We start from the raw sequence: 23,359 nt of genomic DNA on the forward strand, positions 1-23,359 counted from the left end.
CCAGTTGACGTCGATCACACATCAACCGACGGGACCCACGGGCCCCTCAGCGCACGTTCGGTCAGCCGCCGGAGGCCGGTGTCACCACCATCGCCGAGCCGCCGCCGCGCCGCACCTTCTCGGCCGCCGCGAGCCACTCGCCGTTCTTCAGGCGCTGCACGCCCGTGGCCGCGCCGATCTCCGGGTTCTGCTTGAAGACGTGGCCGAGCCCCTCCAGACGCGCCCTTGCCGGCGAGTCCCACAGGCCCGGTTCGAGCTCCGTCGCCGCCGCGTTGCGCTGGCTGGCGCGGGGCGCGGCGATCGCGTCCACCAGGGGCAGCCCGCGGTCGACGAAGCCGGTCAGCGTCTGCAGGACGGTCGTGATGATCGTCGCGCCGCCGGGCGAGCCGAGGGCCACGACCGGCTGGTTGTGCCGGTCGAGCACGATCGTCGGGGAGATCGACGAGCGCGGGCGCTTGCCCGGCCCCGGCAGGTTCGGGTCATGGACCGCCGGGTCGGCCGGCGCGAACGAGAAGTCCGTGAGCTCGTTGTTGAGCAGGAAGCCACGCCCGGGGACCGTGATGCCACTGCCGCCCGTCGACTCGATCGTCAGCGTGTACGCGACGACGTTGCCCCATTTGTCGGCGACCGTCAGGTGGGTCGTGTTCTCGCCCTCGAACGTCGTCGGGGCGGCCTTGTCGCCCGGCTCACCGCACGTGCCGGGGTGCCGCGGATCGCCCGGCGCCAACGGGCTCTTCAGGACCGCGTCGTCCTTGATGAGGCACTCCCGCGAGTCGGCGAACCGCTGGGAGAGCAGTTCCTTGGCCGGTACGTCCTCGAATCCTGGGTCGCCGACCCAGCGCCCGCGGTCCGCGAACGCGATCCGGCTCGCCTCTATGTAGCGGTGCAGATACTGCTCCTGCGTGGCCTTCGACAGGTCCGTCCGCTCAAGGATGTTGAGCGCCTCGCCGACCGTCGTACCGCCCGAGGACGACGGTGCCATCGAGTAGACACCGAGCCCGCGGTACGACGTGCGCGTCGGGGCCTGGAGCTTCGCCCCGTACGCCTTGAGGTCCTTGACGGACAGCTTGCCGGGCCGCGCGACCCGGCCCGACGCCGGGTCCACGGGCGGCTTGTTCACGGTGCGTACGACGTCCTCGCCGATGTCGCCCCGGTAGATGGCGCCGACGCCCTTGCGCCCCAACTCGTCGTAGGTGCGGGCGAGATCGGGGTTCTTGAACGTGGAGCCGACGACGGGGAGCGCGCCGCCCGGCAGGAACAGCTCGGCCGTGGCGGGGAAGTCCTTGAACCGCGCCTGGTTCGCCTCGGTCTGGGAGCGGAACGTGGCGTCGACTTTGAACCCGTCCCGCGCCAGCTTCTGGGCGGGCCGAAGCACCGAGCCGAGGCGCTCGCTGCCCCAGGTGTCGAGCGCGGTCTGCCAGGTGGCGGGCGTGCCCGGCGTCCCGACGCTCAGGCCGCTCGTCACCGCGTCGTTGAAGTCGAGCGGCTTGCCGTTCTCCAGGAACAGCCCCGAGTCCGCGGTGAACGGGGCCCTCTCGCGGCCGTCGACGGTGTGCACCTTGCGGGTCTTCGCGTCGTAGTACACGAAGTAGCCGCCCCCGCCGACGCCCGCGGAGTACGGCTCGGTGACGCCGAGCGCCGCGGCCGTGGCGACGGCGGCGTCGACCGCGTTGCCGCCCTTGCGCAGGACCTCGATGCCGGCGGCGGACGCGTCCGCGTCGACGCTGGAGACGGCGCCGCCGTAGCCGACGGCCAGCGGCACCTTCTGCGCGGACGCGACGGGGGCCTCGGACGCGGGGGAAGCCGGGGGCGCCGCGGCGCCCACCGTCACCAGCGTGGCCGCGACGGCCAGTCCCGAGAGATTCCGCAGACTTCGCAGGCCTGGCTGATTCCGCTGATTTCGCTGATTCCGCGCAACAGGACGTCTCATCCGTACCTCCAGTCAACAGCCGTCTGCGCAGCGTAACTTCCCTTCCGCGAGCCGTCAGGACCCCCTCGAACAAGGATCCGTCCGCCCGCTAGCATGCGCCCCCATGACTGAAGACGTGCGCAACATCCTCCTCGGCGTGATCGCAGCCGGGATCAGCGCCGCCCTTGGCTGGCTCGCCCGCACCTACCTGTGGAAGCGCAAACTCCGCCGCAGGCAGGCCTTCTTCGGGCTGCCCGACAACTCCGAGTCGCTCCTCGTGGTCAACCGCGACGCGGGCGGCCCCGAGCTGACGGTGAAGCGCCACGACGTCTTCGCCCTGCTCGAACTCTCGGCGATCATCAAGGACTGCGGGGCGCACGCGCAGGTCGTCGCGCACGACACGGCCCAGCAGGGCTTCGGAGAGCGCACGGAGTTCTGCGTGGGCGGACCGGCGTCGAACCGACGGATGGCCGCCCATATGCACAGCCTTCTGCCGGGCGTCCGCGTCAACACGGACCCGGAGCCCGGCCCCGACCGGGGCGCGTTCCAGATAGGCAGTGAGCGCTACCGCCTGGAGCCGGGGATCACGGAGTACGTGCTGCTCGCCCGGCTGACGGCGGGCCAGGGGCAGGGCTCGCGCCCGGTCTTCCTCTTCTGCGGCCAGCTGCCGGTCACCAACCAGGCGGCCACCCGCTATCTCGCCCGCCACCACGAGCGCCTGGCCCGCAAGCACGGCGGCAACGCGTTCGCGCTCCTCCTGAAGGTCGTCAACTCCCAGGCGTACGGCCCCGATGTGGTCGAGCTGGTCGGTGACGTCACCCGCGCCGCCCAGGCGCCGGCCCCGGCGGCGACGCCCCGTGCCTCCTCGCACCGGGCGAAGTGACCCGCCCCCGACCTGCCGTCCGGCGGACGCCGTTGAACAACGAAACATCGTTACCCGTACGTAACTTACCGACGGGTTACCTACGGTAAGCCGCCACGGTTACCGTCGGGTCACTTTGCACTGACACGAGTGAGGAGTGACCCGTGGGACACCCGCGCAGAGCGCTGCGTACGACCACTGTTGGTGCCGTGTCCGCGACCCTGATCGCCGGGACGGCACTCGGCCTGGCCCCGGCCGCGCAGGCGGCGCCGGGGCCGGGCGTCCGCTTCGTCGACATCAGCGGCGCCGGCGGAACGGTCCTCAAGGCCAACGTCGTAGCCCCCTCCGACACCTCGCGCAGATACCCGGTCGTCGTGCTCCCCACGAGCTGGGCCGTGCCGCAGATCGAGTACCTCGCCCAGGCCAAGCAGCTCGCCGACTCCGGCTATGTCGTGGTGAGTTACAACTCGCGCGGCTTCTGGCAGTCCGGCGGCGAGATCGAGGTCGGCGGCCCCGAGGACATCGAGGACGCCTCGAAGGTCATCGACTGGGCCCTCGCGAACACCCAGGCCGACCCGGACAAGGTCGGCATGGCGGGCGTCTCCTACGGCGCGGGCATCAGCCTGCTCGCCGCGGGGCACGACAAGCGCATCAAGGCCGTGGCGGCGCTCAGCGGCTGGGGCGACCTGATCGACTCCATCTACTCGGGCCGCACCCAGCACTTCCAGGCCGCCGCCCTGCTCTCCGGCGCCGGCTACCTCACGGGCCGCCCGAGCCCCGAACTCCAGCAGGTCATGAAGGACTTCCTCGGCTCGAACCTGGCCAAGGAGGACGACATGATCGCGTGGGGCAAGAAGCGCTCCCCCGAGACGTACATCGACAGCATCAACAAGAACGGCGCCGCCGTCCTGCTCGGCAACGCCTGGGGCGACACCATCTTCCCGCCCAACCAGTACGCGGACTTCTACGAGAAGCTCACCACGCCCAAGCGCCTGGAGTTCCGCCCCGGCGACCACGCCACGGCCGAGGCGACCGGACTGCTCGGGCTGCCCAACGACACGTGGGAGGACACGCACCGCTGGTTCGACCACTACCTCAAGGGCGACGACAACGGCGTCGACCGCGAACTTCCTGTCCGCATCAAGTCCCGCTCCACCGGCGCGTACGAGAGCTACCCCGACTGGAAGTCGGTCGGCGCGACGAAGAAGAAGATCGCGCTCGCGGGCACGACCACGATCCACACGAACGTCGACTCGGGCGCCAACGGCGGGCTCCTGGAACTCTCGAACATCCTCGACCAGTTCCTGCGGCTGCCCCCGACGGCCTCGGTGCCCCTGCTGCCGCGCCGCTGGGCGGGCGTGTGGCAGTCGGAGAAGTACTCGTCCGAGCAGCATGTGCGCGGGACGGCGAGGCTGCACACGACGCTCACCCCGACCAAGGAGAGCGGAACCCTCGTCGCATACCTCTACGACGTGGGCCCGCTCGGCCTCGGCAAGCTGGTCAGCAACGCGCCGTACACCTTCCACGGCAAGACACCCGGTGCTCCGTTCGGCGTGGACCTGGAGTTGTTCTCCACGGCCTACGACGTCCCGGCAGGGCACCGGCTCGCCCTGGTCGTCGACACGGTCGACCCGCTCTATATCGAGCACAACCCGACCGGCGCGCAGCTGACCTTCTCCTCGCCGAAGGACGACCCGTCATACGTGTCGATCCCCCTGCGCGAGCAGTGATCTCCGGCTGCTGCCGGGCGGGCATGGCCCTGTGGTCTCTGCAAGGAGCCCCTGCTACTGCACCCCCGGCAGCAGCGTCCCCGGTTCGGCCGGGGCGACTTCGGCCGCCTCGACCTTGGGGTTGCGCCGCTGGCGCTTGGACACCCACTGGGCGAACCACGAAAGCAGCATGCACATCCCGATGTAGATCGGAGAGATCACCATCACCACGGGGATGAAGGGCAAATCGTAGTCGAGGTTCGAGGCGATGAGTTTCCCGGCGTGAAGAAACTCCTCGTAGGTGATGAGATAGCCGAGCGAGGTGTCCTTCAGGGCGACCACCAGCTGGCTGATGATGGCGGGCAGCATGGCGCGTACGGCCTGCGGCACGAGGACGTGCGTCATGACCTGGGTCTTGCGCATGCCGAGCGCGAACGCGGCCTCGCCCTGGCCGCGTTCGACGGAGTTGACGCCGGAGCGGAAGACCTCGGCGAGCACCGAACCGTTGTAGAGGGTGAGCCCGGCGACGAGGGCGGGCAGCGGCTGGACCTTCAGCGCCACGAAGATGAAGAAGATCATCACCAGGACGGGCATCGCGCGGAAGAACTCCACGACGAGCGTGGCGAGCCAGCGCACCGGCCGGTGGTCGGACAGGCGCCCCACCGCGAGGACGGTCCCGAGCACGAGCGAGAGCACGGCCGCGATGGCGAAGGCCTTCAGCGTGTTGCCGAGCCCGCGCAGGAGCAGCTCCTGGATGCCCTTGTACTCGAACGGCATCCACTTCGTGTACGTGAACTGGTCGGTGTCGAACAGGAGGTAGAAGATCCAGGCGAGCAGGCCGAGCAGGATCAGCGTGGACAGCACCCCGTACAGCCGGTGCCGGCGCTCGGTCTTCGGTCCCGGTACGTCGTAGAGGGCCGTCGCGTCGTGGGCGAGAGCTTTCATCGGGGAACTCCCCAGCGCTTCTCGAGCAGGTTGAAGATCGCGCTGATGGTGAGGGTGATGATCAGGTAACCGACGGCGATCCAGAAGAAGGTCCAGATGATGTTGTAGCCCAGCTCGCTGAGGGTCTTGTAGGTGCCGAGCAGCTCGTTGACGCTGAACGCGCCGGCGATCGCCGAGTTCTTGGCGAGGGCGATGAGGGTCGAGCCGACGGGCGGGATGACGGACCGGAATGCCTGCGGGAGCACCACCATCGACAGCGTCTGGCTGAACGTCATGCCGAGACTGCGGGCCGCCTCGCCCTGTCCCCTCGGCACGGTGTTGATGCCGGACCGCAGCGCCTCGCAGATGAACGCGGAGGTGTAGCAGCCGAGCGCGAGGATCGCGAACACCTGGAAGGGCAGCACGATTCCGAAGCGCGGCAGGCCGAGCAGCACGGCGAAGAACAGCAGGGTCAGCGGGGTGTTGCGCAGGATGTTGACCCACACCGTCCCGAAGACCCGGAAGGATCCGACGGGCGCGACCCGGAACGACGCCATCACGAAGCCGAGGACGAGCGCGAGGACCGAGGCGTAGACGGTCAGTTCGACCGTCCCGAGGAACCCCTTGGCGAAGGTGGAGAAATTGCTGGTCAGTACGTCCACGGGGCCTCCTCAGCTCGCCGGGTAGCGGTCGATGGGGGGCGGCTTCGGCGCGGGCACTCCGGAGAGACCGAGCGTCGCGTCGTACGCCTTCTTCCAGTCGCCGTCCTTCTGGCGGGTCAGGAGCGCGGTGTCGATCGCGAACCGCAGCGCGTTGTCGCTCTTCGGTACGCCGATGCCGTAGGGCTCCTCGGAGAACGGCTTGCCGACCAGCTTGAGTTCGTCGGGCGCCTTGGCCGCGAAGCCGAGCAGGATCGCGTCGTCGGTGGTGACGGCGTCGACCTGGTAGGTGAGCAGGTTGTCGACACAGACCGAGTACGTGTCGTACGCGACGAGCACCGCCTTCGGGTAATCCTTCTGGATGCGCTGGTAGGGGGTCGAGCCGGCCGCGGAGCAGACGCGTTTGCCGTCCAGGTCCTGCGGTCCGTTGATGTCGTGCTCGTCGGTGCGCACGAGGAGCGACTGGCCGGCCATGAAGTAGGGGCCGGCGAAGCCGACGAGCTTCTTGCGGTTGTCGTTGATCGTGTAGGTGCCCACGTAGTAGTCGATCTGCCCGTTCTGCAGGGCGGTCTCGCGGTTGGCCGAGGCGATCGTCCTGAAGTCGATCGACGAGGGCGCGAAGCCGAGGGAGGCCGAGACCATCTTGGCGATCTCGATGTCGAAGCCGGAGTAGACGCCGGTGGCCGGGTCCTTCTCGCCGAGGTAGGGCTGATCCTCCTTTGCCCCCACGACGAAGTGCCCGCGCTTCTTGGCCCTGAGCCACGTCTTGGAGTCGGTCAGCTCAAACCCCTTTGCCACCTGGTATGTGGGCAGTTGCGCGTCCGACGGGCCCTTGGTCGGCGGGCTGCCCTCCTTGCCGCAGGCCGCCGCGGCCAGGGCGGTGAGGGCGAGGGCGGCGACGGCGCGGAACACACGTGTCTTGCGCAGCATGGATCGGTCCACCCCCGTCAGTGCTTGAGGATCTTGGAGAGGAAGTCCTTGGCCCGCTCGCTGCGAGGGTTGGTGAAGAAGTCCTCGGGGGTGCGGTCCTCGACGATGCGGCCGTCGGCCATGAAGACGACGCGGTTGGCGGCGGAGCGGGCGAAGCCCATCTCGTGGGTGACCACGACCATGGTCATGCCCTCGCGGGCGAGCTGCTGCATCACCTCGAGGACCTCGTTGATCATCTCCGGGTCGAGGGCCGAGGTGGGCTCGTCGAAGAGGAGGGCCTTGGGGTCCATCGCGAGGGCGCGGGCGATGGCCACGCGCTGCTGCTGGCCGCCGGAGAGCTGGGCGGGGAACTTGGCCGCCTGCGAGGCGAGCCCCACTCGGTCCAGGAGTTCACGGGAGCGCTTGTCGGCCTCGTCCCTCTTGCGGCCCCTGACCTTCGTCTGGGCGAGGGAGACGTTCTGCAGGACCGTCTTGTGCGCGAAGAGGTTGAAGGACTGGAAGACCATCCCCACCTCGGCCCTCAGATGGGCGAGAGCCTTGCCCTCCTCCGGAAGCGGCTGTCCGTCGAGCCTGATGTTCCCCGACTGGATCGTCTCGAGCCTGTTGATCGTCCGGCACAGCGTCGACTTTCCCGACCCCGAAGGGCCGATGACCACCACCACCTCCCCCTTGCCGACGGTGAGGTTGATGTCCTGGAGGACATGCAGCTCCCCGTAGTACTTGTTGACGTCACGCAGCTCGATCAACGGATCGACGGCCATGCAGACCTGCCCACTCTCAGCTGTGTCGGTCCGCGCAAACTATCCACGTCAATTTTGGACTTGACCGACGACACGCACGTAGGGGCATTAACCGTATTTGCGGGTCTACGTCTCCGATGTCTCGGCGTAGAACTGTGACAGCTCGGGGGCCCCGCTCGTCGCCCACTCGTGCCCCGCGGCGACGACGTCGACCTCGCGGCCGGAGCGGAGCCGCACCACCGGCTGCCCGTTGGGCCAGATCACCCACCTCGCGCCCGGCACCTGGCGGACGAGGACCGTACCGAGGTACAGGCCGGCGTCGTTGCCGAGCCACGGCAGCGCCTCCTCGTCCTCGCGCCAGCGCGGCACCAGTTGGTCGAGCGCCTCCAACGACGCGACGGTGTCGTCCAGTTCGACCCCCGCCTCGTACGCCTGCGAGCGCAGCAGTTCGCACTCGGAGAGAAGCTCCGCGACGCCCTCGGCCCCGCCGTCACCCTCGGTGAAGACGGCCACACCGAAGGCGGAGCCGTGCTTCTTGCGCCAGTTGTCCAAGAAAGGGATGTTCATACCACTCACCCTGACATCCCCGCAGGCCGTCGCACCACAGGGCGCGCGGAGCCCCGTTACGGAGAGTTCGGGCCACGTTCGCACGCGGCTCATTGACGCACGGCTGTCTCGTCTTTAGCTTCGTGGCGCAACTGTCACGTCTCACTCACAAGCGGAGGGAGTCGGTCGTGCGCCGACGCGTCTGGGGAACGGCAGCTGTACTGGCGCTCTTTACGGGCTTCGCCCCGACCGCCGTCGCGCAGGCCGCCCCGCACAGACCCGAGCCGCTCCCCCTGGAGCGGCTCTTCGACAACAGGGCGGTCAGCGCCGACGACCGGGCCGGGGACGCCGACTTCGACGGCTCGGGCAGCTCACTGTCCGCCGGGGACCTGACGGCGGCCGGCTGGACTCCCGGGCGCGCCCTGGGTATTGAGGGCGCGCGCCTCACCTGGCCGCGCACGGCGTCGAAGGGGCCCGACAACGTGCGCGCCGACGGCCAGCGCGTCCGCGTGCACGGCCGGGGCGACGCGCTCGCCTTCCTGGTGGCCGGAACCGGCGGCGACGCGGCCGGTTCCGGCGGCGTGCGTTACCGGGACGGCTCGCGCTCCACGTACCGCCTCACCGCGCCCGACTGGCGCACGGGGCCGCTCGCGACCAAGTCCGTGGCACTGCCCCACCGCAACACGCCCGGCGGTCAACTCGCCGAGAGGACACGCCTGTTCGTCGTCACCGTGCCCGTGGCCAGGGGCCGCGAGATCGCCTCCGTGGATCTGCCCCGGGACCCCGGCACCCCCGACCTGCATGTCTTCGCACTGTCGGTGCGCTCGCCCGCGCCGGGGTGGACCGGCACCTGGTCGGCGTCCACCGCCGGACACACGGCCGTCGGGCCCTGGGCGGACCGTACGGTGCGGCTGGTCGTGCACACCAGCGTGGGCGGGCCGCGCGTGCGGATCCGGCTCGACAACACGTTCGCGTCGGCGCCGGTGCGGGTCGGGAGCGCGACGGTGGCCGTGCAGGACACGGGCGCCGGGGCCAAGGCCGACCCGGTGCCGCTGACGTTCCGGGGCGCGGAGGGTACGGAGATCCCCGCGGGGGCGCAGGCGTTCAGCGACGCGGTGGGCTTCGACGTGCCGGCGGGCGCGAATCTGCTGGTCAGCTTCCACCTCCCGGAGGCGGTCGCCACGGCGCCGGTGCACAGCCAGGCGATCCAGCGCTCGTACGTGAGCCTGGAGGGCGATCACGCGGCGGAGGCCTCAGCGGCCTCGTACACGTCGACGATCACGTACTGGCCGCTGCTCACCGGTGTCGACGTGAGCGGCGGGCCCGGATCGGTCGTCCTGCTCGGCGACTCCATCACGGACGGCGTGAAGTCGACGCCGGACGCGAACCACCGCTGGCCCGATGTCCTCGCCACCCGGCTGCGGGAGCAGGACACGGTGCCGCACTACGGGGTCCTGAACCAGGGGATCTCGGCGAACCGGGTGACGGGCGACCGCTATCCGGGGGACGGCGTCTCGACGGACACGGGCGGCGTGAGCGCGCTGCACCGCCTCGACCGTGACGTGCTGTCCCAGACGTCGGCCCGCACGGTCGTCGTGTTCCAGGGCGTCAACGACGTACGGGCCGGCTTCTCCGGGGCCCAGGTCGTCGCCGGACTGAGGGAGATCGCCGCCCGCGCCCACGCGCGGGGTCTGCGCGTGGTCGGGGCGACGGTCACTCCGTGCGAGGGCGAGACCCTGTGCACGGCCACGGCGGACCGGGAGCGGGAGGTCGTCAACGCGTATGTGCGCGACAGCGGGGGCGACTTCGACGCGGTCGTCGACTTCGACGCCGTGGTACGGGATCCGGCGCATCCCGCGCGGATCCGGCCCGAGTACGACAGCGGGGACCATCTGCACCCCGGGGACGCGGGGCTCGACGCGATGGCCCGGGCGGTGGACCTGGGGGCGCTGAAGCCGTAGGGCTCAGGCCCCTCGGATCGCGGGGCATGGAGGCCTTCGCCTCCGGCCCCGGGATCGCGCGGCGGCCTCGCCCTACACGTCCAGGTCCACGACCACCGGCGCGTGGTCCGAGGCGCCCTTGCCCTTGCGCTCCTCGCGGTCCACGTACGAGTCCTTCACGGCCTTGGCGAACGGCTCGTTCCCGTAGACGAGGTCGATGCGCATGCCGCGGTTCTTGGGGAACCCGAGCTGGCGGTAGTCCCAGTACGTGAAGGGGTGGTCGTACTTCAGGGGGCGCGGGACCACGTCGGACAGGCCCGACTCCCGGAGCGCGGCGAGCGCGGCGCGCTCCGCGGGGGTGACGTGCGTGGCGCCGTCGAAGAGGGAGATGTCCCAGACGTCGTCGTCCGTCGGCGCGACGTTGTAGTCGCCCATCACGGCGAACGGGCGGGAGCCCCCGGCGTCGCCCGCGACGGCCGCCTTGAGCGCCTCGAACCACTGGAGCTTGTACGCGTAGTGCGGGTGGTCCACCTCGCGGCCGTTCGGCACGTACACCGACCACACGCGCGCGGGGCCGCACGTGGCGGAGATCGCGCGGGGCTCGTGGACGCCCTCGTATCCGGGGTCGCCGGGCAGGCCGGTGACGACGTCCTCCAGGCCGACGCGGGAGATCAGCGCCACGCCGTTCCACCGCCCGGTCGCGTTCACCGCGGACTCGTAGCCCAGCTCGCGCAGCTCGTCCGCGGGGAACTGCTCGGCCGTGCACTTGGTCTCCTGGACGCACAGCACGTCCGTCCCGGTGCTCTCCAGCCAGGCGAGAAGCCTGGGGAGCCGGGCGGTGATCGAGTTCACATTCCAGGTAGCAATCCGCATGCCCACAACCTACCGGGCGGGTACGACAACGCCCGCCGACCCCAGGTTGCGGCCGTCACCCGCAGACAGGGCAGGATAGGCAGGCTACCTTGCAAGTTTCCCTGCTTGAAAGTTAGCCTGTCGAAGTATCTCCCCCGGATCCGCAAGGAGCACCCCTCATGCCCGCCACCACCCTCGACGAGCGCACCGCCCTCGTCCTCATCGACCTCCAGAACGGCATCCTCGGCCTGCCCACCGTCCACCCCGCCGACGCCGTCCTGAAGAACGGGGTCACGCTGGCGGAGGCCTTCCGCGCCAAGGGCCTGCCCGTCGTGCGCGTCCGCGTCGCCTGGTCCCCCGACGGCGGCGACCTGCCGGTGAGCCGGTCGGCCGCTCCGGGGCTCACCCAGGCACCGCCCGCCGCGTTCTCCGAGTTCCCTGACGAGCTCGGCCCGCTCGGCGACGACATCGTGATCACCAAGCGCCACTGGGGCGCCTTCACCGGGACGGAGCTGGACCTCCAGCTGCGCCGCCGCGGAGTGACGCAGATCGTGCTCGCGGGGATCTCGTCCTCGATCGGCGTCGAGTCCACCGCCCGGTCCGCCTTCGAGCTGAGCTACCACCTCACGGTGGTCGAGGACGCGACGACGGACACGGACGCCGCCTCCCACGAGCACAGCTTCGGCAAGATCTTCCCGCGGATCGCGGAACTCGCCACGACCGACGAGGTCGTCGAACTCCTCGGCCTGTAAAGGGAGTTCTCGGACCCTCCGGGGAGAGCTCAGAGCGTCGCGTACTCCTCCGGCGTCAGCCGCAGGTTGTCCGTGCCGCCGAGTGCCCCGATCTGCCCTTCGTAGATGGGCCATGCCAGGTCGGTCAGCAGCGCGTCGTGAATGTCGTACGCGCGCTGCGGACCGACCTCGCGGAGGTAGTCGATGACCTCGGCGATCTTGTTCCAGGGAGCCATCACGGGCACGAGGAGCGTCTCGACGGGCTGGTCGGGGACGGTGAACGCGTCGCCGGGGTGGAACACGCGGCCGTGGTCGATCAGATAGCCGACGTTCGTGATGCGCGGGATGTCCGGGTGGATGACGGCGTGCAGTTCGCCGTGCACCTGGATGTCGAAACCGGCCGCCTCGAACGTGTCACCGTGCCCGACCGTGTGCACCCGCCCCGGGAACGCCGACGAGATCTTGTCGGCCACGGACTTCAGGGTCCAGATCTCGGTGGCCGGGTCGGCGTCGAGGGCCACCCGCAGCCGGGCCTCGTCGAAGTGGTCGGCGTGCTCGTGCGTCACGAGGATCGCCTCGGCCCCGACAGCCGCGTCCTCCTCGCAGAAGCCGCCCGGGTCGATGACGAGCGTCCGCCCGTCCTTCTCCAGGCGGACGCAGGCATGGATCTTCTTCGTGAGCTTCATACGAACCATCCTGCGCTCCCCGCCCGCCTCCGGCCCGTCCCGGCGCCCGTCTTCCACTCCCCCGGCTGCTACTCCTGCGGCGTGGTCTCCTCGCGGATCACGGCCTGCGCCACCTTGAACGCCGAGTTCGCCGCGGGCACACCGCAGTACACGGCGGCCTGGAGCAGCACTTCCTTGATCTCGTCGGCGGTGAGGCCGTTACGCAGGGCGGCCCGGGTGTGGAAGGCCAGCTCGTCGAGGTGGCCGCCGGCCACGAGCGCGGTGAGCGTCACACAGCTGCGCATGCGGCGGTCGAGGCCGGGCCGGCTCCAGATCTCCCCCCACGCGTAGCGGGTGATGAACTCCTGGAAGTCGCCGGAGAAGGCGTCCGCCGAGGCCAGGGCCCGGTCGACGTGCGCGTCGCCGAGCACCTCGCGGCGCACCTTGAGACCCATGTCGTGCCGGTCGGGCCGGACGGCCGCCTCGGGCTGGGCCTCAGTGGGGCCGATCTCCGCGACGGGTGCGACCGGCGGGGGCGGCGGCGCGAGGACGGGCTTGACGGGCGCGGCGGGGATCGCGTGCTGCCCGGTCTCGTACGCGGGCTGCCAGGCGGTGGAGAAGTGCCGTACGAGAAGGTCGGTGACGGCGGCGGGCTGCTCGACCGGGGCGAGGTGCGAGGCGGCGGGCACCACGGCGAGCCGGGCGTCCGGTATGCCGGCGACGAGCGTGCGCGCCTGGGCGGGGCCCGTCACCTGGTCGTCGGAGCCGACGAGGACGAGCGTGGGCGCCCCGATGGAGCCGAGTTCGGCCCGTACGTCGAAGGACGCGAGCGCCTCGCAGGCCGCGATGTAGCAGCCCGGGTCGGTGGTGCGCACCATCTGCACGGCCCAGTCGGTGATGGCGGGCTGGGCGGCCGCGAAGCCGCCGGTGAACCAGTGCTCGGGGGACGTGCGGGCGATGGGGTCGAGGCCGTTGCTGCGGACGATCACGCCGCGCTGGCGGAACTCGTCGGCGGTGCCGAAGCGGGGCGAGGCCGCGATCAGCGCCAGGGAGGCCACGCGATGGGGGTGGCGCAGCGCCAGCTCCGCGCCGATGGCGCCGCCCAGGGAACAGCCCGCGTAGCCGAAGCGCTGCACGCCGAGTTCATCGAGCGTGGCCAGGAGCCGCGTGGCGAGGTCGGCTACGGAGCCGGCCGGGTGCGCGGGGGCGCCGCCGTGCCCGGGAAGGTCGAAACGGAACACCCGCCACTGCCGGGCGAGCTCGGGTACCTGCCGGTCCCACATGTGCCAGGTGGTGCCGAGCGAGGGCCCGAGGATGAGCACCGGGGCGTCGTCCGGGCCGTCGAGGCGGTACTGGAGGGCAGGCGTCTTCATCTCACTCACTTGCTCCACGCTATCCAGTCGCTCTGTGAGGGTTCGGGGCGGGGGCCGTGAGTGCGCACGGAGTGTACGCGTGGGGCTGGTGGTGTTCGGGGTTCGGGGAGGCGGTGTGAAGGCCGCCGACCGCGAGGAGCGGTGAGCGGCGCCGGAGCACGACGTGCGGGCGGTGCGACGCCGGGATCGCCGGTGCGGTGGACGGATCGCCCGGCCCCGGCCGCAGCGGTGCGCGCCGGCGCTACGGCGTCGTCGTCGACACCACGTACACGAAGGGCTTCGCCGGGTTCGCGCGGTTCACCACGATGTCCAGGGTCGGCTCGGGGTTCTTCTGCTTGTGGGTCAGGCCCCAGTACGGGCCCGGGCCGTTGAAGACCCAGCCCACGACCCTCTGATTGCGCGCGCTGATGGTGATCTCGTCCTTCTCCAGCTTGGACGAGCTGGTCCCGATGGTCTTCAGGAACTTGTCGAGGCCCGAGTCCGTCGTGCGGAAGCGGACGTAGAGACGGCTCGTCCGGAGGTTGTTCGTCTCGTAGTACGCGACGCCCTTGGCGGAGGAGACCGGGACCGGCACCTGGTACAGCCGGCGCTGGACCTTGGAGGGCCAGCCGATGGTGAGGCCCGTGGCTGAGTACTTGGCCTCCTTGTCCTTGCCGCTGCTACGGCTCTGGTCCGCGGAGATCACCAGATAGCCGGCGGGCACGCCGATGAGCAGCACGATCGTGAGCAGCGTGAGCGCGCGGCGGCGGATGACCCTCCGGCGGTTCTCAGGGGGGCGCTGCCCTGCGTCGGGGGACGAGGGCTGGCGTGGCACAGTCATTACTTGGGTCCCTGATTCTCGCCGGCGGCGCTCGCCGGGCTTTGCGGGCCGGGGCCGAAGTCCTTGCCCTGGTGGTAACGCTCGTAGCGCTCGTACCGTTCCACGCGACGGCGCTTGGCGCGGCGGAAGCGGCGGGCGACGAGCCGGGCGAGGTCCGCGGCGCCGACCATTCCGGCCTCGGGCCCGAGCTGGGCGCGGGCGATGCGGGCCTCGGGGCGGTAGCCACGGCCGGTGAGGTGGCGTTTGAAGGCCTCGCGGGCCGGACCGATCAGCAGGTCGTCGGCCGCGGAGACGCCGCCGCCGATGACGAAGCAGGACGGATCGAGGGCGGCCGCGAGGTTCGCGATGCCGACGCCGAGCCACTGGCCGATGTCCTGGAGCAGCTCGATGCACATGGCGTCGCCCTCGCGGGCGAGCTCGGTGATGAGGGGGCCCGTGATGTCGGGGACGTTGCCCTTGACGCGCTCGATGAGCCCGTACGCGACCGGGGAGTCCGCGGCGGCGAGCTCGCGGGCCTCGCGCACGAGCGCGTTGCCGGAGCTGTACTGCTCCCAGCAGCCGCGGTTGCCGCACGGGCAGCGGTGGCCGCCGGGAACGACCTGCATATGGCCGAATTCACCGGCGACGCCGAACTTGCCGCGCTTGACCTGGCCGTCCTCCAGGATCGCGCCGCCGATGCCGGTACCCAGCGTGATCATGACGAGGTGGTCCTCGCCTCGGCCCGCGCCGAACCGCCACTCGGCCCAGGCGGCCGTGTTCGCGTCGTTGTCGACGAGTACGGGGACGGAGAGGCGGCCGGCGAGACGGTCGCGCAGCGGCTCGTTGCGCCAGGACAGGTGCGGGGCGAACAGGACCCGGTTGCGGTCGGCGTCGACCCAGCCGGCCGCGCCGATGCCGACGGCGTGCACGTCGTGCCGGTCGGAGAGGTCGAGCACCAGCTCCGTGATGGTGTCCTCGACGACCTTGGGGCTCTTGGACTTGTCCGGCGTCTCGGTGCGCAGGGTCTCCAGGATGTTGCCGTCGGCGTCGACGACACCCGCCATCACCTTCGTACCGCCGATGTCGATACCGACGGTCGGGACGCGGGGCGCCGTCAGGTGGGAACGGCGCTCACGTGTGCCGACGGTCCGCAGGACAGTGGCTCGTGCGGAGCCGCGGTGCGCGAGGTCGCGGTAGGTGCTCATCGCGCCGATTGTGCCATTTCGCAGCAGCGGGGGCGTATCCGCTCGGTTCCGGTCACTCGGAGTGACCGGGGCGCTACCGCGGGTCCGTCGTCGCGGGTTGTCTTCGGCCCGGCGCGCCCCGCGGCGGAGCCGCCCGTGTCACGGCCCGCCGCGCGCCTTCGGGGGCGCCTCGCTCACGGGGCGTCCCGGCCCTCCAGCTCGTGGCGCAGGTCGTCCAGTTCGCTGCCGCCTGCCATCTGGCGGGTCAGTTCGTCGAGGGTGATCTCGTCGCGTGCGTAGCTGCCGAACATCGTGCCCCTCTTCAGGAGGACGAAGCGGTTGCCCACGAGGTAGGCGTGGTGCGGGTTGTGCGTGATCAGGACCACGCCGAGGCCCGCGTCACGCGCGGCGGCGACGTACTTGAGGACGACGCCGGACTGCTTGACGCCGAGCGCGGCGGTCGGCTCGTCGAGTACGAGGACCTTGGCGCCGAAGTACACGGCGCGGGCGATCGCCACGCACTGGCGCTCGCCGCCGGAGAGGGTGCCGATGGGCTGGTCGACGTCGCGCAGGTCGATGCCCATGCGGAGCAGCTCCGCATGGGTCGTCCGGCGCATCAGGTCGACGTCCAGGCGCTTGAAGGGGCCGGAGCCCTTCGTCGGCTCGGAGCCGAGGAAGAAGTTCCGCCAGACCGGCATCAGCGGGACGACGGCGAGGTCCTGGTAGACCGTGGCGATGCCGCGGTCGAGGGACTCGCGCGGGTTGGCGAGCCGCGTCTCCTCGCCCTCGATGCTGAAGGACCCGGAGTCGTGCTTGTGCAGACCCGCGATGATCTTGATGAGGGTCGACTTGCCCGCGCCGTTGTCGCCGAGGACGCAGGAGATCTCGCCCGCGTGCACGACGAGGGAGACGTCCTCCAGGGCCCGGATGTTTCCGTAGTACTTACTGACGCCGTCGAGCTCCACAAGCGCCGTACGTTCTGCGGTCTCGGTCATTTCGTCGCCTCCGCGCGCTTGCGGACCCACGCGTTGAGCAGGGTCGCGAGGAGCAGCATCGCCCCGAGGAAGAACTTGAACCAGTCCGGGTTCCACTCGGCGAACACGATGCCCTTGCTCGTCATGCCGAAGATCAGGGCGCCGATGGCCGCGCCGACCGCGGACCCGTAGCCGCCGGTGATCAGGCAGCCGCCGATGACGGCCGCGATGATGTAGATCAGCTCGTTGCCGACGCCCTCGCCGGACTGCACGACGTCGAACGAGAACAGCAGGTGCTGCCCCGAGATCCAGGCACCGAAGGCGACGCCCATGTACAGGCCGATCTTGGTCTTGTTGACCGGGACACCGACGGCGCGGGCCGCGTCCTCGCCGCCGCCGACCGCGTAGATCCAGTTACCGACGCGGGTGCGCAGCAGGATCCAGGTGGCGACGACGATCAGGGCGAGCCACCACAGGATGGTGATCTTGAAGTCGACGCCGCCGATGGTGAGCGTGGAGGCGAAGACGTCCTTCGCGGAGGAGAAGCCCTCCATGTCGGAGATCGACTTGGTGGAGACGGTGCCGCTGATCAGCTTGGTGAAACCGAGGTTCATGCCGGTCAGCATCAGGAACGTGCCGAGCGTGATGATGAAGCTCGGCGGGTCGGTGCGGGTCAGCATGACGCCGTTGAACACGCCGATGGCGAGCGTGAGCAGGAGCGAGACGCCCACGCCGACCCAGACGTTCGCCGTCATCTGGTAGCTGAACATCGACGAGATCAGCGCTGACGTGGTGACCATGACGCCGGCGGAGAGGTCGAACTCGCCACCGATCATCAGCAGGGCCACCGGTACGGCCATGATGCCGATCGTCGACGACGCGTACAGGACCGTGGCGAGGCTGGAGGCCCGCAGGAAGCTGTCCGCGAAGATCGCGAAGAAGACGAACACGGCGACGGCGCCGACGACCGAGCCGAGTTCGGGCCGGCCCATGAGCTTGCGCAGCGGCGACGTCTTCAGGAGCCGCTCGTCCGTCAGCGGCGGGGTCTCTGGTGCGGCGGCGCTCATCGGGTCCCCCGCCTCGTGTACTCCTCGAGCTTGGCGGCCTGGTCCTTGGTGATGATCTGCGGACCGGTGAGTACCGGCTTCCCGCCGCCGAGGACGTCCGCGTTGTAGCGGTAGAGCCAGAGCAGGTCCACGGCCTCGTAGCCCTGGAGGTAGGGCTGCTGGTCGACGGCGAAGCCGAGCGTGCCGTCCTTCAGGCCGGCGGCGACCTTCTCGTTGAGGTCGAAGGTGTCGATCTCGGCCTTGCTGCCCGCGTCCTGCCTGGCCTTCACGGCGGTGGCGGCGAAGGGCGCGCCGAGCGTGACGACGGAGTCGATGGACTTGTCGGCCTGGAGCTTGGCGCCGATGGAGGACTGGACGTCGGGCATGTTGGTGCCCTCGACGTACAGGTTCTGCATCTGGCCCTTGAAGGTCTCCTTGGCACCGGCGCAGCGCTGCTCGTGGCCGACGTTGCCCTGCTCGTGCAGGACACACAGGGCCTTCTTGCGGCCGCGCTTGTTCAGCTCCTCGCCGACGGCCCGGCCCGCGATCGTCTCGTCCTGTCCGATGTGCGTGAGCGCGCCGAACTTCTCTGACTCCTCGGAGCCGGAGTTCACGGTGATCACGGGGATGCCGGCCTTCTCGGCGCGGGCGACGGCGGCCTTCATGGCGTCGGGCTTGGCGAGCGTGACGATCAGGCCGTCGACCTTCTTGTCCACGGCCGCGTCGACGAGCTGGGCCTGCTGCTGCGCCTCGTCGCTGTGCGAGTACAGGAAGTTGATGTTGTCCTTGACGGCGGCCTGCTTGGCGCCGCTCTGGACGATGTCCCAGAAGGTGTCGCCGTCGCCCGAATGGGTCACCATCGCGACGGTCCAGCGCGGGGTGTTCACCGCGGCCTTGCCCTGGGCCGAGGCCGCCTTCCTGGCGTCCTCCGCCCGCTTGCCGCCGGTGCTGCTGCACCCCGCGAGGGTGAGACCGACTGCCCCTGCGAGGGCGATGCTCACCCAGCTCCGAAACCGTGCCACGAGGCCGTGCCCTTCTTCTTCTGGTGCCTGGATCTGCGGGGCCGGCGGACCTGCCCCGGGGGCTCGACGACCGGCCCCAAACGTCCAAGTATCAGGCACCGGGATCACGCGTCCGTTCACCGGGTACCGCGCGCGGTGTACTTCTCGAGCTTCGGCACGTCCTTCTCGGTGACGATCGCCGGGCCTGTCAGGACGGGCTTTCCGCCGCCGATGACGTTGGCGTTGGTCCTGTAGAGCCACAGTTCGTCGACGGCGAGATAGCCCTGGAGGTAGGGCTGCTGGTCGACGGCGAAGCCGACGTCCTTGGCCTTGAGGCTCTTGACCACGGCCGCGTTCAGGTCGAAGGTGTCGACCTCCGCCTCGCTGCCCGCGTCCTGCTTCGCCTTGACGGCGACGGCCGCGACGGGGGCGCCGAGCGCGACGACCGCGTCGATGTCCTTGGCCGCCTGGAGCTTGGCCTCGACGGACGACTGGGACGAGGGGGCGTCGGTGCCGTCGACGTTGAGGTTCTCGACGGTGCCCCTGAAGGTCTTCTTGACTCCGGCGCAGCGCTGCTCCAGGGAGACGTTGCCCTGTTCGTGGATGACGCAGAGCACCTTCTTGCGGCCGCGCTCGTTGAGTTCGCTGCCGACGGCCTCGCCGGCCACGGACTCGTCCTGCCCGATGTGGGTGAGCGCGCCGAACCGCTGCGAGAACTCGCCGCCCGAGTTGATCGTGACGACCGGGATCCCGGCGTCCTTCGCCTTGGCGAGTACAGCCTTCATGGCCTCGGGCTTGGCGAGGGTGACGACGATCCCGTCGACCTTCTTGTCGATCGCGGACTGGACCAGCTCGGCCTGCCCCTTGGCCTCTTTGTCGTTCGAGTAGAGGAACTGGACGTTGTCCTTGGCCGCGGCCTGCTTGGCGCCGCTCTGGACGATGTCCCAGAAGGTGTCGCCCTCGCCGGAGTGGGTGACCATCGCGATCTTCAGGCGGGGCGTGCCGGCCGGCTTGCCGCCCGTGGAGCCGTCGGCCTTGTCCTCGGAGGTCTTGCCTCCGGAGCTGCTGCATCCGGCCGCGAGTGCGACGACCGCCATGAGGGTTGCTGCCGTGCGGGCTGTGCGCATGGTGTGCCACCTCTCTCCTCGCCGCCCGTGTGCGGCTGGAGGAGTTCTAGCGGTGGGCACCCGGCACCGTCAATGACTTTGTCATAACATTCTTACGGCTGGTCTTCGGCGTCGAGTTCGCGCCACGCCCACGGCGCTTCCACGACGCTTCTACGGCCGTACGAGGAGCTGGAACTCGAAGGAGTAGCGGGACGCCCGGTACGTGTGCGACCCGAACTCGACGGGTCTGCCGGTGTCGTCGAACGTGGTCCGCTGCATCGTCAGGAGCGGGGCGCCCGCGGGCTCGGCGAGCCGCTCGCCCTCCTCGACCGTGGCGGCGCGCGCGCCGACGGACTGGCGGGCGCTGTGCAGGGTTATCCCGGCGGCGCGCATCAGCCGGTAGAGCCCCGTCGCCTCCAGCCGCTCCGTGTCGAGCGGGAGCAGCCCGGTGGGCAGGTGGTTGCAGAGGTACGCGACCGGGTCACCGTGGGTCAGCCGCAGCCGCTCGACCCGGTGCACCTCGTCGCCCTCCCCCACTCCGAGCGCGGCCGCGACCTCGGCGGACGCCGGCACGAGCGTGTTGGCCAGGACGCGCGTCTCGGGCTTCTGGCCCGCCGCCTCCAGGTCGTCGTAGAGGCTGCTCAGCTCCAGGGGGCGCTTGACCTGGCTGTGGACGACCTGGGTGCCGACGCCACGCCGGCGGACGAGGAGACCCTTGTCGACGAGGGACTGGATGGCCTGGCGCACGGTGGGCCGGGACAGACCGAGCCGGCCCGCGAGCTCGATCTCGTTGCCGAGCAGGCTGCCGGGGGTCAGGGAGCCGCGCTCGATCGCCGCCTCCAGCTGCTGCGAGAGCTGGAAATAGAGCGGGACCGGACTGCTGCGGTCCACGCTGAGCTGGAGCGACACGGTCGGGTCGACTACTGGTTTGGCCACGGGCCGAGCGTAGTCGCAAGGAATGTTGACGGGAAGTCGTGAAGTTCGGTTGTCCGGACAAACCGTTGACAGCGGGTTCCCCGGGCGGCACCTTGACTGCATGCGCATCGGACTTATCGGGACGGGCCGTATCGGCACCTTCCACGCAGCAGTTCTGGAGCGGTACCGCGAGGTCGGCTCGCTCGTCGTCACGGACGCGGACCCGGAGCGCGCCGTCGCGCTCGCGGACCGGATCGGCGCGACGGCGGCGCCCACGGTGGACGAGATCTTCTCGTGGGGCGTGGACGCGGTGGTCATCACGGCGGCGACGTCCGCGCACGGCGAGCTGATCGGGCGGGCGGCGCGGGCCGGGCTCCCGGTGTTCTGCGAGAAGCCCATCGCCCTCGACCTGCCGGGCACACTGACCGCGCTCGCCGAGGTCGAGCGGGCCGGGACGGTGCTCCAGCTGGGCTTCCAGCGCCGCTTCGACGCGGGGTACACCGCGGCGCGCGAGGCGGTTCGCTCGGGCCGCCTCGGCCGGCTGCACACCGTACGGGCCATGACGAGCGACCCGGCGCCCCCGCCGGCCGCGTATCTGCCGCTGTCCGGCGGCCTCTACCGGGACTGCCTGGTCCACGACTTCGACATCCTGCGCTGGGTGACCGGCCGCGAGGTGACGGAGGTGTACGCGACCGGGTCCGACGCCGGACCCGCGATGTTCCGCGAGGCCGGGGACGTCGACACGGCGGCCGCCGTCCTCACACTGGACGACGGCGCGCTGGTCACGGCGACGGCGACACGTTGCAACGGCGCGGGCTACGACGTACGCATGGAACTCTCCGGCGAGCTGGACACCGTCGTCGTCGGCCTCGACGACCGCACGCCCGTCGCCTCCACCGAGCCCAAGGGCCCGCCCGCCGCGTCCAAGCCCTGGCCCGGCTTCCTGGAGCGCTTCGCCCCCGCGTACGAGGCGGAGCTCGTCGCGTTCGTCGACGTGGTGCGCGGCGAACGCGAGAACCCGTGCGACGGCCGCGAGGCGCTGCACGCCCTGCGGATCGCGGAGGCCTGCGAACTGTCCCGCCGGGAACGGCGGTTGGTCCGGATGGAGGAGATCCCCGGGGGCTGATCCCCGAGCCCCCGCCGAGCCCGGCTCAGGCCTCCCCGCGCGCCGTCGCGATCAGCCGGTCGAGGACCGCGGGGTCCGCCTTCACGCCGTCGTGGGCGTGCGCGTCCGAGACCCAGGCGCGCAGCCCCCGTACGAGCTTCGCCGTCTCCAGGGAGTGCTCGCGGTCGACGAACATGTCGTCCTGGTAGACGGCCGCGGCGACCGGCACCTCGTTCGCGGCGAGCCGGTCGAGGTCGTAGAGGGCGGGCCAGTCCGTGCGGCGGGCGAGGCGCTCGGCCGTGTCCTTGAGGGGGACGAGAGCCGGGTCCTCGTCGAACTGCCAGGGGTAGATCATCTCGCCGGTGAAGCGGAGGAGGGCTGTGGCGGTACCGGTCCTGGCGGTGCCGGGGGCGTCGAACTGCGGGAACTCGTCGCGGATCCGGTGGGCCGACCAGTCGGTGGCGCGGCCGCCCTGGGCGTAGATCGGCTCGTGCAGGACGGCGTAGAGGGGGCGCGGGGCGAAGGAGACCGTGGCGTCGACGCCGCGCAGGAACGGGTCGGACAGGGCGGGCCCGCGGGCACCGTCGACGAACGCGGTCTCCAGGAGGTAGTGGAGTGCGTCGAAGCCGGCCGAGGTGCCGAAGTTGATGCCCATGGTCTGGAAGCGGCGCACGGTCAGGCGCTCCCCGCCGGGGAGCCGGACGTCGTGGTCCGCCAGATGCGCGGCAACCGCGCCGGCGAGCCGCAGGTCACCCGGATAGCGGGCGAAGTAGCGGTCGTTGTGCGCGAGGGTGCGGCGGTACGCGGCACGGTAGACGTCGTCCGCGTGACCGGTGAGCGTGGGCAGGCCCCCGGTGATGAACACCTGGCCCAGGCCCTCGGGCGCCAGGCTCAGATAGGTCAGGGCGCAGAACCCGCCGAAGCTCTGGCCGAGGACGGTCCAGGGGCGGTCGCCCTGGAGGTGGCGGCGCAGGAGTTCGGCGTCGCGCACGATCGAGTCGGCACGGAAGTGGGCGAGGTGGGCGGCCGGGTCCTCGACGGCGGCGAGCGTGGTGCGGTCGGCCGGTGCGGAGCGGCCCGTGCCGCGCTGGTCGAGCAGGACGACCCGGTAGTCCTCGAGGGCGCGGCGCAGCCAGGCGCCGGCCGCGTTGGGCCGCTCCGCGCGGCCCCCGGGTCCGCCCTGGAGCCACAGGAGCCGGGGCAGGTCGCGGTGTTCGTGCTCCTCGGCGACGACCTCGCGGGCGAACAGGGAGATCGCCGGGCCGTCGGGGCGCGCGTGGTCGAGCGGTACGTCGAGGGTGTGGTCGTGGCAGACGAGACCGCTGTGGCGGTAGGTGGTCATGGCTGGCTCCAGGAGGTCGTACGGAGGCGGGGCGCCCCTCGCGAGGG

At 70.6% G+C, this 23,359-nt stretch carries 22 protein-coding genes; 5 read left to right on the forward strand and 17 right to left on the reverse strand.

Features of this window, described 5'->3' with window-relative positions; genetic code table 11:
- Positions 1-61: 61 nt before the first annotated feature.
- Positions 62-1,930 (reverse strand): gamma-glutamyltransferase, encoded by a 1,869-nt coding sequence (gene ggt / locus OHO83_RS12500; RefSeq protein WP_443066043.1) that lies wholly within the window; start codon positions 1,928-1,930, stop codon positions 62-64.
- Between the two features lie 103 nt (positions 1,931-2,033).
- Here ggt and OHO83_RS12505 point away from each other — a divergent pair, with 103 nt between their 5' ends.
- The gene (locus OHO83_RS12505) at positions 2,034-2,792 is read left to right on the forward strand and encodes a hypothetical protein (protein WP_329433497.1); all 759 of its coding nucleotides are present in this window, start codon (positions 2,034-2,036) and stop codon (positions 2,790-2,792) included.
- 143 nt (positions 2,793-2,935) lie between these two features.
- A complete protein-coding gene (locus OHO83_RS12510; protein ID WP_266675273.1) occupies positions 2,936-4,501 on the forward strand; it encodes an alpha/beta fold hydrolase in 1,566 nt (521 codons plus the stop codon).
- Positions 4,502-4,555: 54 nt separating this feature from the next.
- On the opposite strand, the gene OHO83_RS12515 is transcribed toward OHO83_RS12510, so the two are convergent.
- The 5 genes from OHO83_RS12515 to OHO83_RS12535 all read right to left on the reverse strand — a co-directional run bounded on the left by OHO83_RS12515 (position 4,556) and on the right by OHO83_RS12535 (position 8,300).
- Positions 4,556-5,425 (reverse strand): amino acid ABC transporter permease, encoded by an 870-nt coding sequence (locus OHO83_RS12515; protein ID WP_266675272.1) that lies wholly within the window; start codon positions 5,423-5,425, stop codon positions 4,556-4,558.
- The gene (locus OHO83_RS12520; RefSeq protein WP_266675271.1) at positions 5,422-6,066 is read right to left on the reverse strand and encodes an amino acid ABC transporter permease; all 645 of its coding nucleotides are present in this window, start codon (positions 6,064-6,066) and stop codon (positions 5,422-5,424) included. Before OHO83_RS12520 ends, OHO83_RS12515 begins: the two co-directional genes overlap by 4 nt.
- A 9-nt stretch (positions 6,067-6,075) precedes the next feature.
- Complete coding sequence (locus tag OHO83_RS12525; protein ID WP_266675270.1) at positions 6,076-6,993, reverse strand: glutamate ABC transporter substrate-binding protein; 918 nt, start codon at positions 6,991-6,993, stop codon at positions 6,076-6,078.
- Between the two features lie 17 nt (positions 6,994-7,010).
- Positions 7,011-7,754, reverse strand: a complete 744-nt coding sequence (locus OHO83_RS12530) for an amino acid ABC transporter ATP-binding protein (RefSeq protein WP_266675269.1) — start codon at positions 7,752-7,754, stop codon at positions 7,011-7,013.
- 105 nt (positions 7,755-7,859) lie between these two features.
- The gene (locus tag OHO83_RS12535) at positions 7,860-8,300 is read right to left on the reverse strand and encodes a DUF6278 family protein (protein WP_266675268.1); all 441 of its coding nucleotides are present in this window, start codon (positions 8,298-8,300) and stop codon (positions 7,860-7,862) included.
- A 167-nt stretch (positions 8,301-8,467) separates the two neighbouring features.
- Between OHO83_RS12535 and OHO83_RS12540 the strand changes: the two genes are divergently transcribed.
- Positions 8,468-10,240, forward strand: a complete 1,773-nt coding sequence (locus tag OHO83_RS12540; protein ID WP_330279450.1) for an SGNH/GDSL hydrolase family protein — start codon at positions 8,468-8,470, stop codon at positions 10,238-10,240.
- A gap of 72 nt (positions 10,241-10,312) precedes the next feature.
- Here OHO83_RS12540 and OHO83_RS12545 read toward each other — a convergent pair whose 3' ends face one another.
- A complete protein-coding gene (locus OHO83_RS12545; protein ID WP_266675266.1) occupies positions 10,313-11,092 on the reverse strand; it encodes an exodeoxyribonuclease III in 780 nt (259 codons plus the stop codon).
- Between the two features lie 158 nt (positions 11,093-11,250).
- On the opposite strand from OHO83_RS12545, the gene OHO83_RS12550 reads away from it, so the two are divergent.
- Entirely contained in the window at positions 11,251-11,823 is a 573-nt protein-coding gene (locus OHO83_RS12550) for an isochorismatase family protein (protein ID WP_266675265.1), read from the forward strand.
- A 29-nt stretch (positions 11,824-11,852) separates the two neighbouring features.
- On the opposite strand, the gene OHO83_RS12555 is transcribed toward OHO83_RS12550, so the two are convergent.
- The 9 genes from OHO83_RS12555 to OHO83_RS12595 form a co-directional block, all read right to left on the reverse strand.
- The gene (locus tag OHO83_RS12555; RefSeq protein ID WP_266675264.1) at positions 11,853-12,488 is read right to left on the reverse strand and encodes an MBL fold metallo-hydrolase; all 636 of its coding nucleotides are present in this window, start codon (positions 12,486-12,488) and stop codon (positions 11,853-11,855) included.
- A gap of 68 nt (positions 12,489-12,556) precedes the next feature.
- Positions 12,557-13,840 (reverse strand): bifunctional 3-oxoadipate enol-lactonase/4-carboxymuconolactone decarboxylase PcaDC, encoded by a 1,284-nt coding sequence (gene pcaDC / locus OHO83_RS12560; RefSeq protein WP_329437705.1) that lies wholly within the window; start codon positions 13,838-13,840, stop codon positions 12,557-12,559.
- A 241-nt stretch (positions 13,841-14,081) separates the two neighbouring features.
- Positions 14,082-14,660 (reverse strand): sugar kinase, encoded by a 579-nt coding sequence (locus tag OHO83_RS12565; RefSeq protein WP_266675263.1) that lies wholly within the window; start codon positions 14,658-14,660, stop codon positions 14,082-14,084.
- Positions 14,660-15,844 carry an ROK family glucokinase gene (locus OHO83_RS12570; protein WP_266675262.1) on the reverse strand — a complete coding sequence of 395 codons (1,185 nt, stop codon included), beginning with the start codon at positions 15,842-15,844 and terminating at the stop codon, positions 14,660-14,662. The genes OHO83_RS12565 and OHO83_RS12570 overlap by 1 nt, the downstream gene beginning before the upstream one ends.
- 173 nt (positions 15,845-16,017) lie before the next feature.
- Entirely contained in the window at positions 16,018-16,818 is an 801-nt protein-coding gene (locus OHO83_RS12575; protein WP_266675261.1) for an ATP-binding cassette domain-containing protein, read from the reverse strand.
- Positions 16,815-17,864, reverse strand: a complete 1,050-nt coding sequence (locus tag OHO83_RS12580) for an ABC transporter permease (protein WP_266675260.1) — start codon at positions 17,862-17,864, stop codon at positions 16,815-16,817. The genes OHO83_RS12575 and OHO83_RS12580 overlap by 4 nt, the downstream gene beginning before the upstream one ends.
- Positions 17,861-18,865: a sugar ABC transporter substrate-binding protein gene (locus OHO83_RS12585; RefSeq protein ID WP_266675259.1), complete on the reverse strand. Its 1,005-nt coding sequence runs from the start codon at positions 18,863-18,865 to the stop codon at positions 17,861-17,863. Before OHO83_RS12585 ends, OHO83_RS12580 begins: the two co-directional genes overlap by 4 nt.
- Before the next feature lie 116 nt (positions 18,866-18,981).
- Positions 18,982-19,971 carry a substrate-binding domain-containing protein gene (locus OHO83_RS12590; RefSeq protein WP_266675258.1) on the reverse strand — a complete coding sequence of 330 codons (990 nt, stop codon included), beginning with the start codon at positions 19,969-19,971 and terminating at the stop codon, positions 18,982-18,984.
- A 150-nt stretch (positions 19,972-20,121) separates the two neighbouring features.
- The gene (locus OHO83_RS12595) at positions 20,122-20,859 is read right to left on the reverse strand and encodes a GntR family transcriptional regulator (protein WP_329437706.1); all 738 of its coding nucleotides are present in this window, start codon (positions 20,857-20,859) and stop codon (positions 20,122-20,124) included.
- 127 nt (positions 20,860-20,986) lie between these two features.
- Here OHO83_RS12595 and OHO83_RS12600 point away from each other — a divergent pair, with 127 nt between their 5' ends.
- On the forward strand, positions 20,987-21,991 hold the full coding sequence (locus tag OHO83_RS12600; RefSeq protein WP_266675257.1) for a Gfo/Idh/MocA family protein: 1,005 nt from the start codon (positions 20,987-20,989) through the stop codon (positions 21,989-21,991).
- 25 nt (positions 21,992-22,016) lie between these two features.
- Here OHO83_RS12600 and OHO83_RS12605 read toward each other — a convergent pair whose 3' ends face one another.
- Entirely contained in the window at positions 22,017-23,312 is a 1,296-nt protein-coding gene (locus OHO83_RS12605; RefSeq protein WP_329433507.1) for an alpha/beta fold hydrolase, read from the reverse strand.
- Between the last annotated feature and the right edge of the window lie 47 nt (positions 23,313-23,359).

Origin of the sequence: Streptomyces sp. NBC_00569 (assembly GCF_036345255.1) — a bacterium.
In the GTDB taxonomy this organism is placed as follows: Bacteria; Actinomycetota; Actinomycetes; order Streptomycetales; family Streptomycetaceae; genus Streptomyces.

Excerpts from the sequence above, each read along its gene's own strand:
- ggt (WP_443066043.1), bottom strand. The coding sequence starts at position 1,930 with ATGAGACGTCCTGTTGCGCGGAATCAGCGAAATCAGCGGAATCAGCCA.
- OHO83_RS12505 (WP_329433497.1), top strand. The coding sequence starts at position 2,034 with ATGACTGAAGACGTGCGCAACATCCTCCTCGGCGTGATCGCAGCCGGG.
- OHO83_RS12515 (WP_266675272.1), bottom strand. The coding sequence starts at position 5,425 with ATGAAAGCTCTCGCCCACGACGCGACGGCCCTCTACGACGTACCGGGA.
- OHO83_RS12525 (WP_266675270.1), bottom strand. The coding sequence starts at position 6,993 with ATGCTGCGCAAGACACGTGTGTTCCGCGCCGTCGCCGCCCTCGCCCTC.
- OHO83_RS12530 (WP_266675269.1), bottom strand. The coding sequence starts at position 7,754 with ATGGCCGTCGATCCGTTGATCGAGCTGCGTGACGTCAACAAGTACTAC.
- OHO83_RS12535 (WP_266675268.1), bottom strand. The coding sequence starts at position 8,300 with ATGAACATCCCTTTCTTGGACAACTGGCGCAAGAAGCACGGCTCCGCC.
- OHO83_RS12545 (WP_266675266.1), bottom strand. The coding sequence starts at position 11,092 with ATGCGGATTGCTACCTGGAATGTGAACTCGATCACCGCCCGGCTCCCC.
- OHO83_RS12550 (WP_266675265.1), top strand. The coding sequence starts at position 11,251 with ATGCCCGCCACCACCCTCGACGAGCGCACCGCCCTCGTCCTCATCGAC.
- OHO83_RS12555 (WP_266675264.1), bottom strand. The coding sequence starts at position 12,488 with ATGAAGCTCACGAAGAAGATCCATGCCTGCGTCCGCCTGGAGAAGGAC.
- pcaDC (WP_329437705.1), bottom strand. The coding sequence starts at position 13,840 with ATGAAGACGCCTGCCCTCCAGTACCGCCTCGACGGCCCGGACGACGCC.
- OHO83_RS12565 (WP_266675263.1), bottom strand. The coding sequence starts at position 14,660 with ATGACTGTGCCACGCCAGCCCTCGTCCCCCGACGCAGGGCAGCGCCCC.
- OHO83_RS12570 (WP_266675262.1), bottom strand. The coding sequence starts at position 15,844 with ATGAGCACCTACCGCGACCTCGCGCACCGCGGCTCCGCACGAGCCACT.
- OHO83_RS12575 (WP_266675261.1), bottom strand. The coding sequence starts at position 16,818 with ATGACCGAGACCGCAGAACGTACGGCGCTTGTGGAGCTCGACGGCGTC.
- OHO83_RS12580 (WP_266675260.1), bottom strand. The coding sequence starts at position 17,864 with ATGAGCGCCGCCGCACCAGAGACCCCGCCGCTGACGGACGAGCGGCTC.
- OHO83_RS12590 (WP_266675258.1), bottom strand. The coding sequence starts at position 19,971 with ATGCGCACAGCCCGCACGGCAGCAACCCTCATGGCGGTCGTCGCACTC.
- OHO83_RS12600 (WP_266675257.1), top strand. The coding sequence starts at position 20,987 with ATGCGCATCGGACTTATCGGGACGGGCCGTATCGGCACCTTCCACGCA.
- OHO83_RS12605 (WP_329433507.1), bottom strand. The coding sequence starts at position 23,312 with ATGACCACCTACCGCCACAGCGGTCTCGTCTGCCACGACCACACCCTC.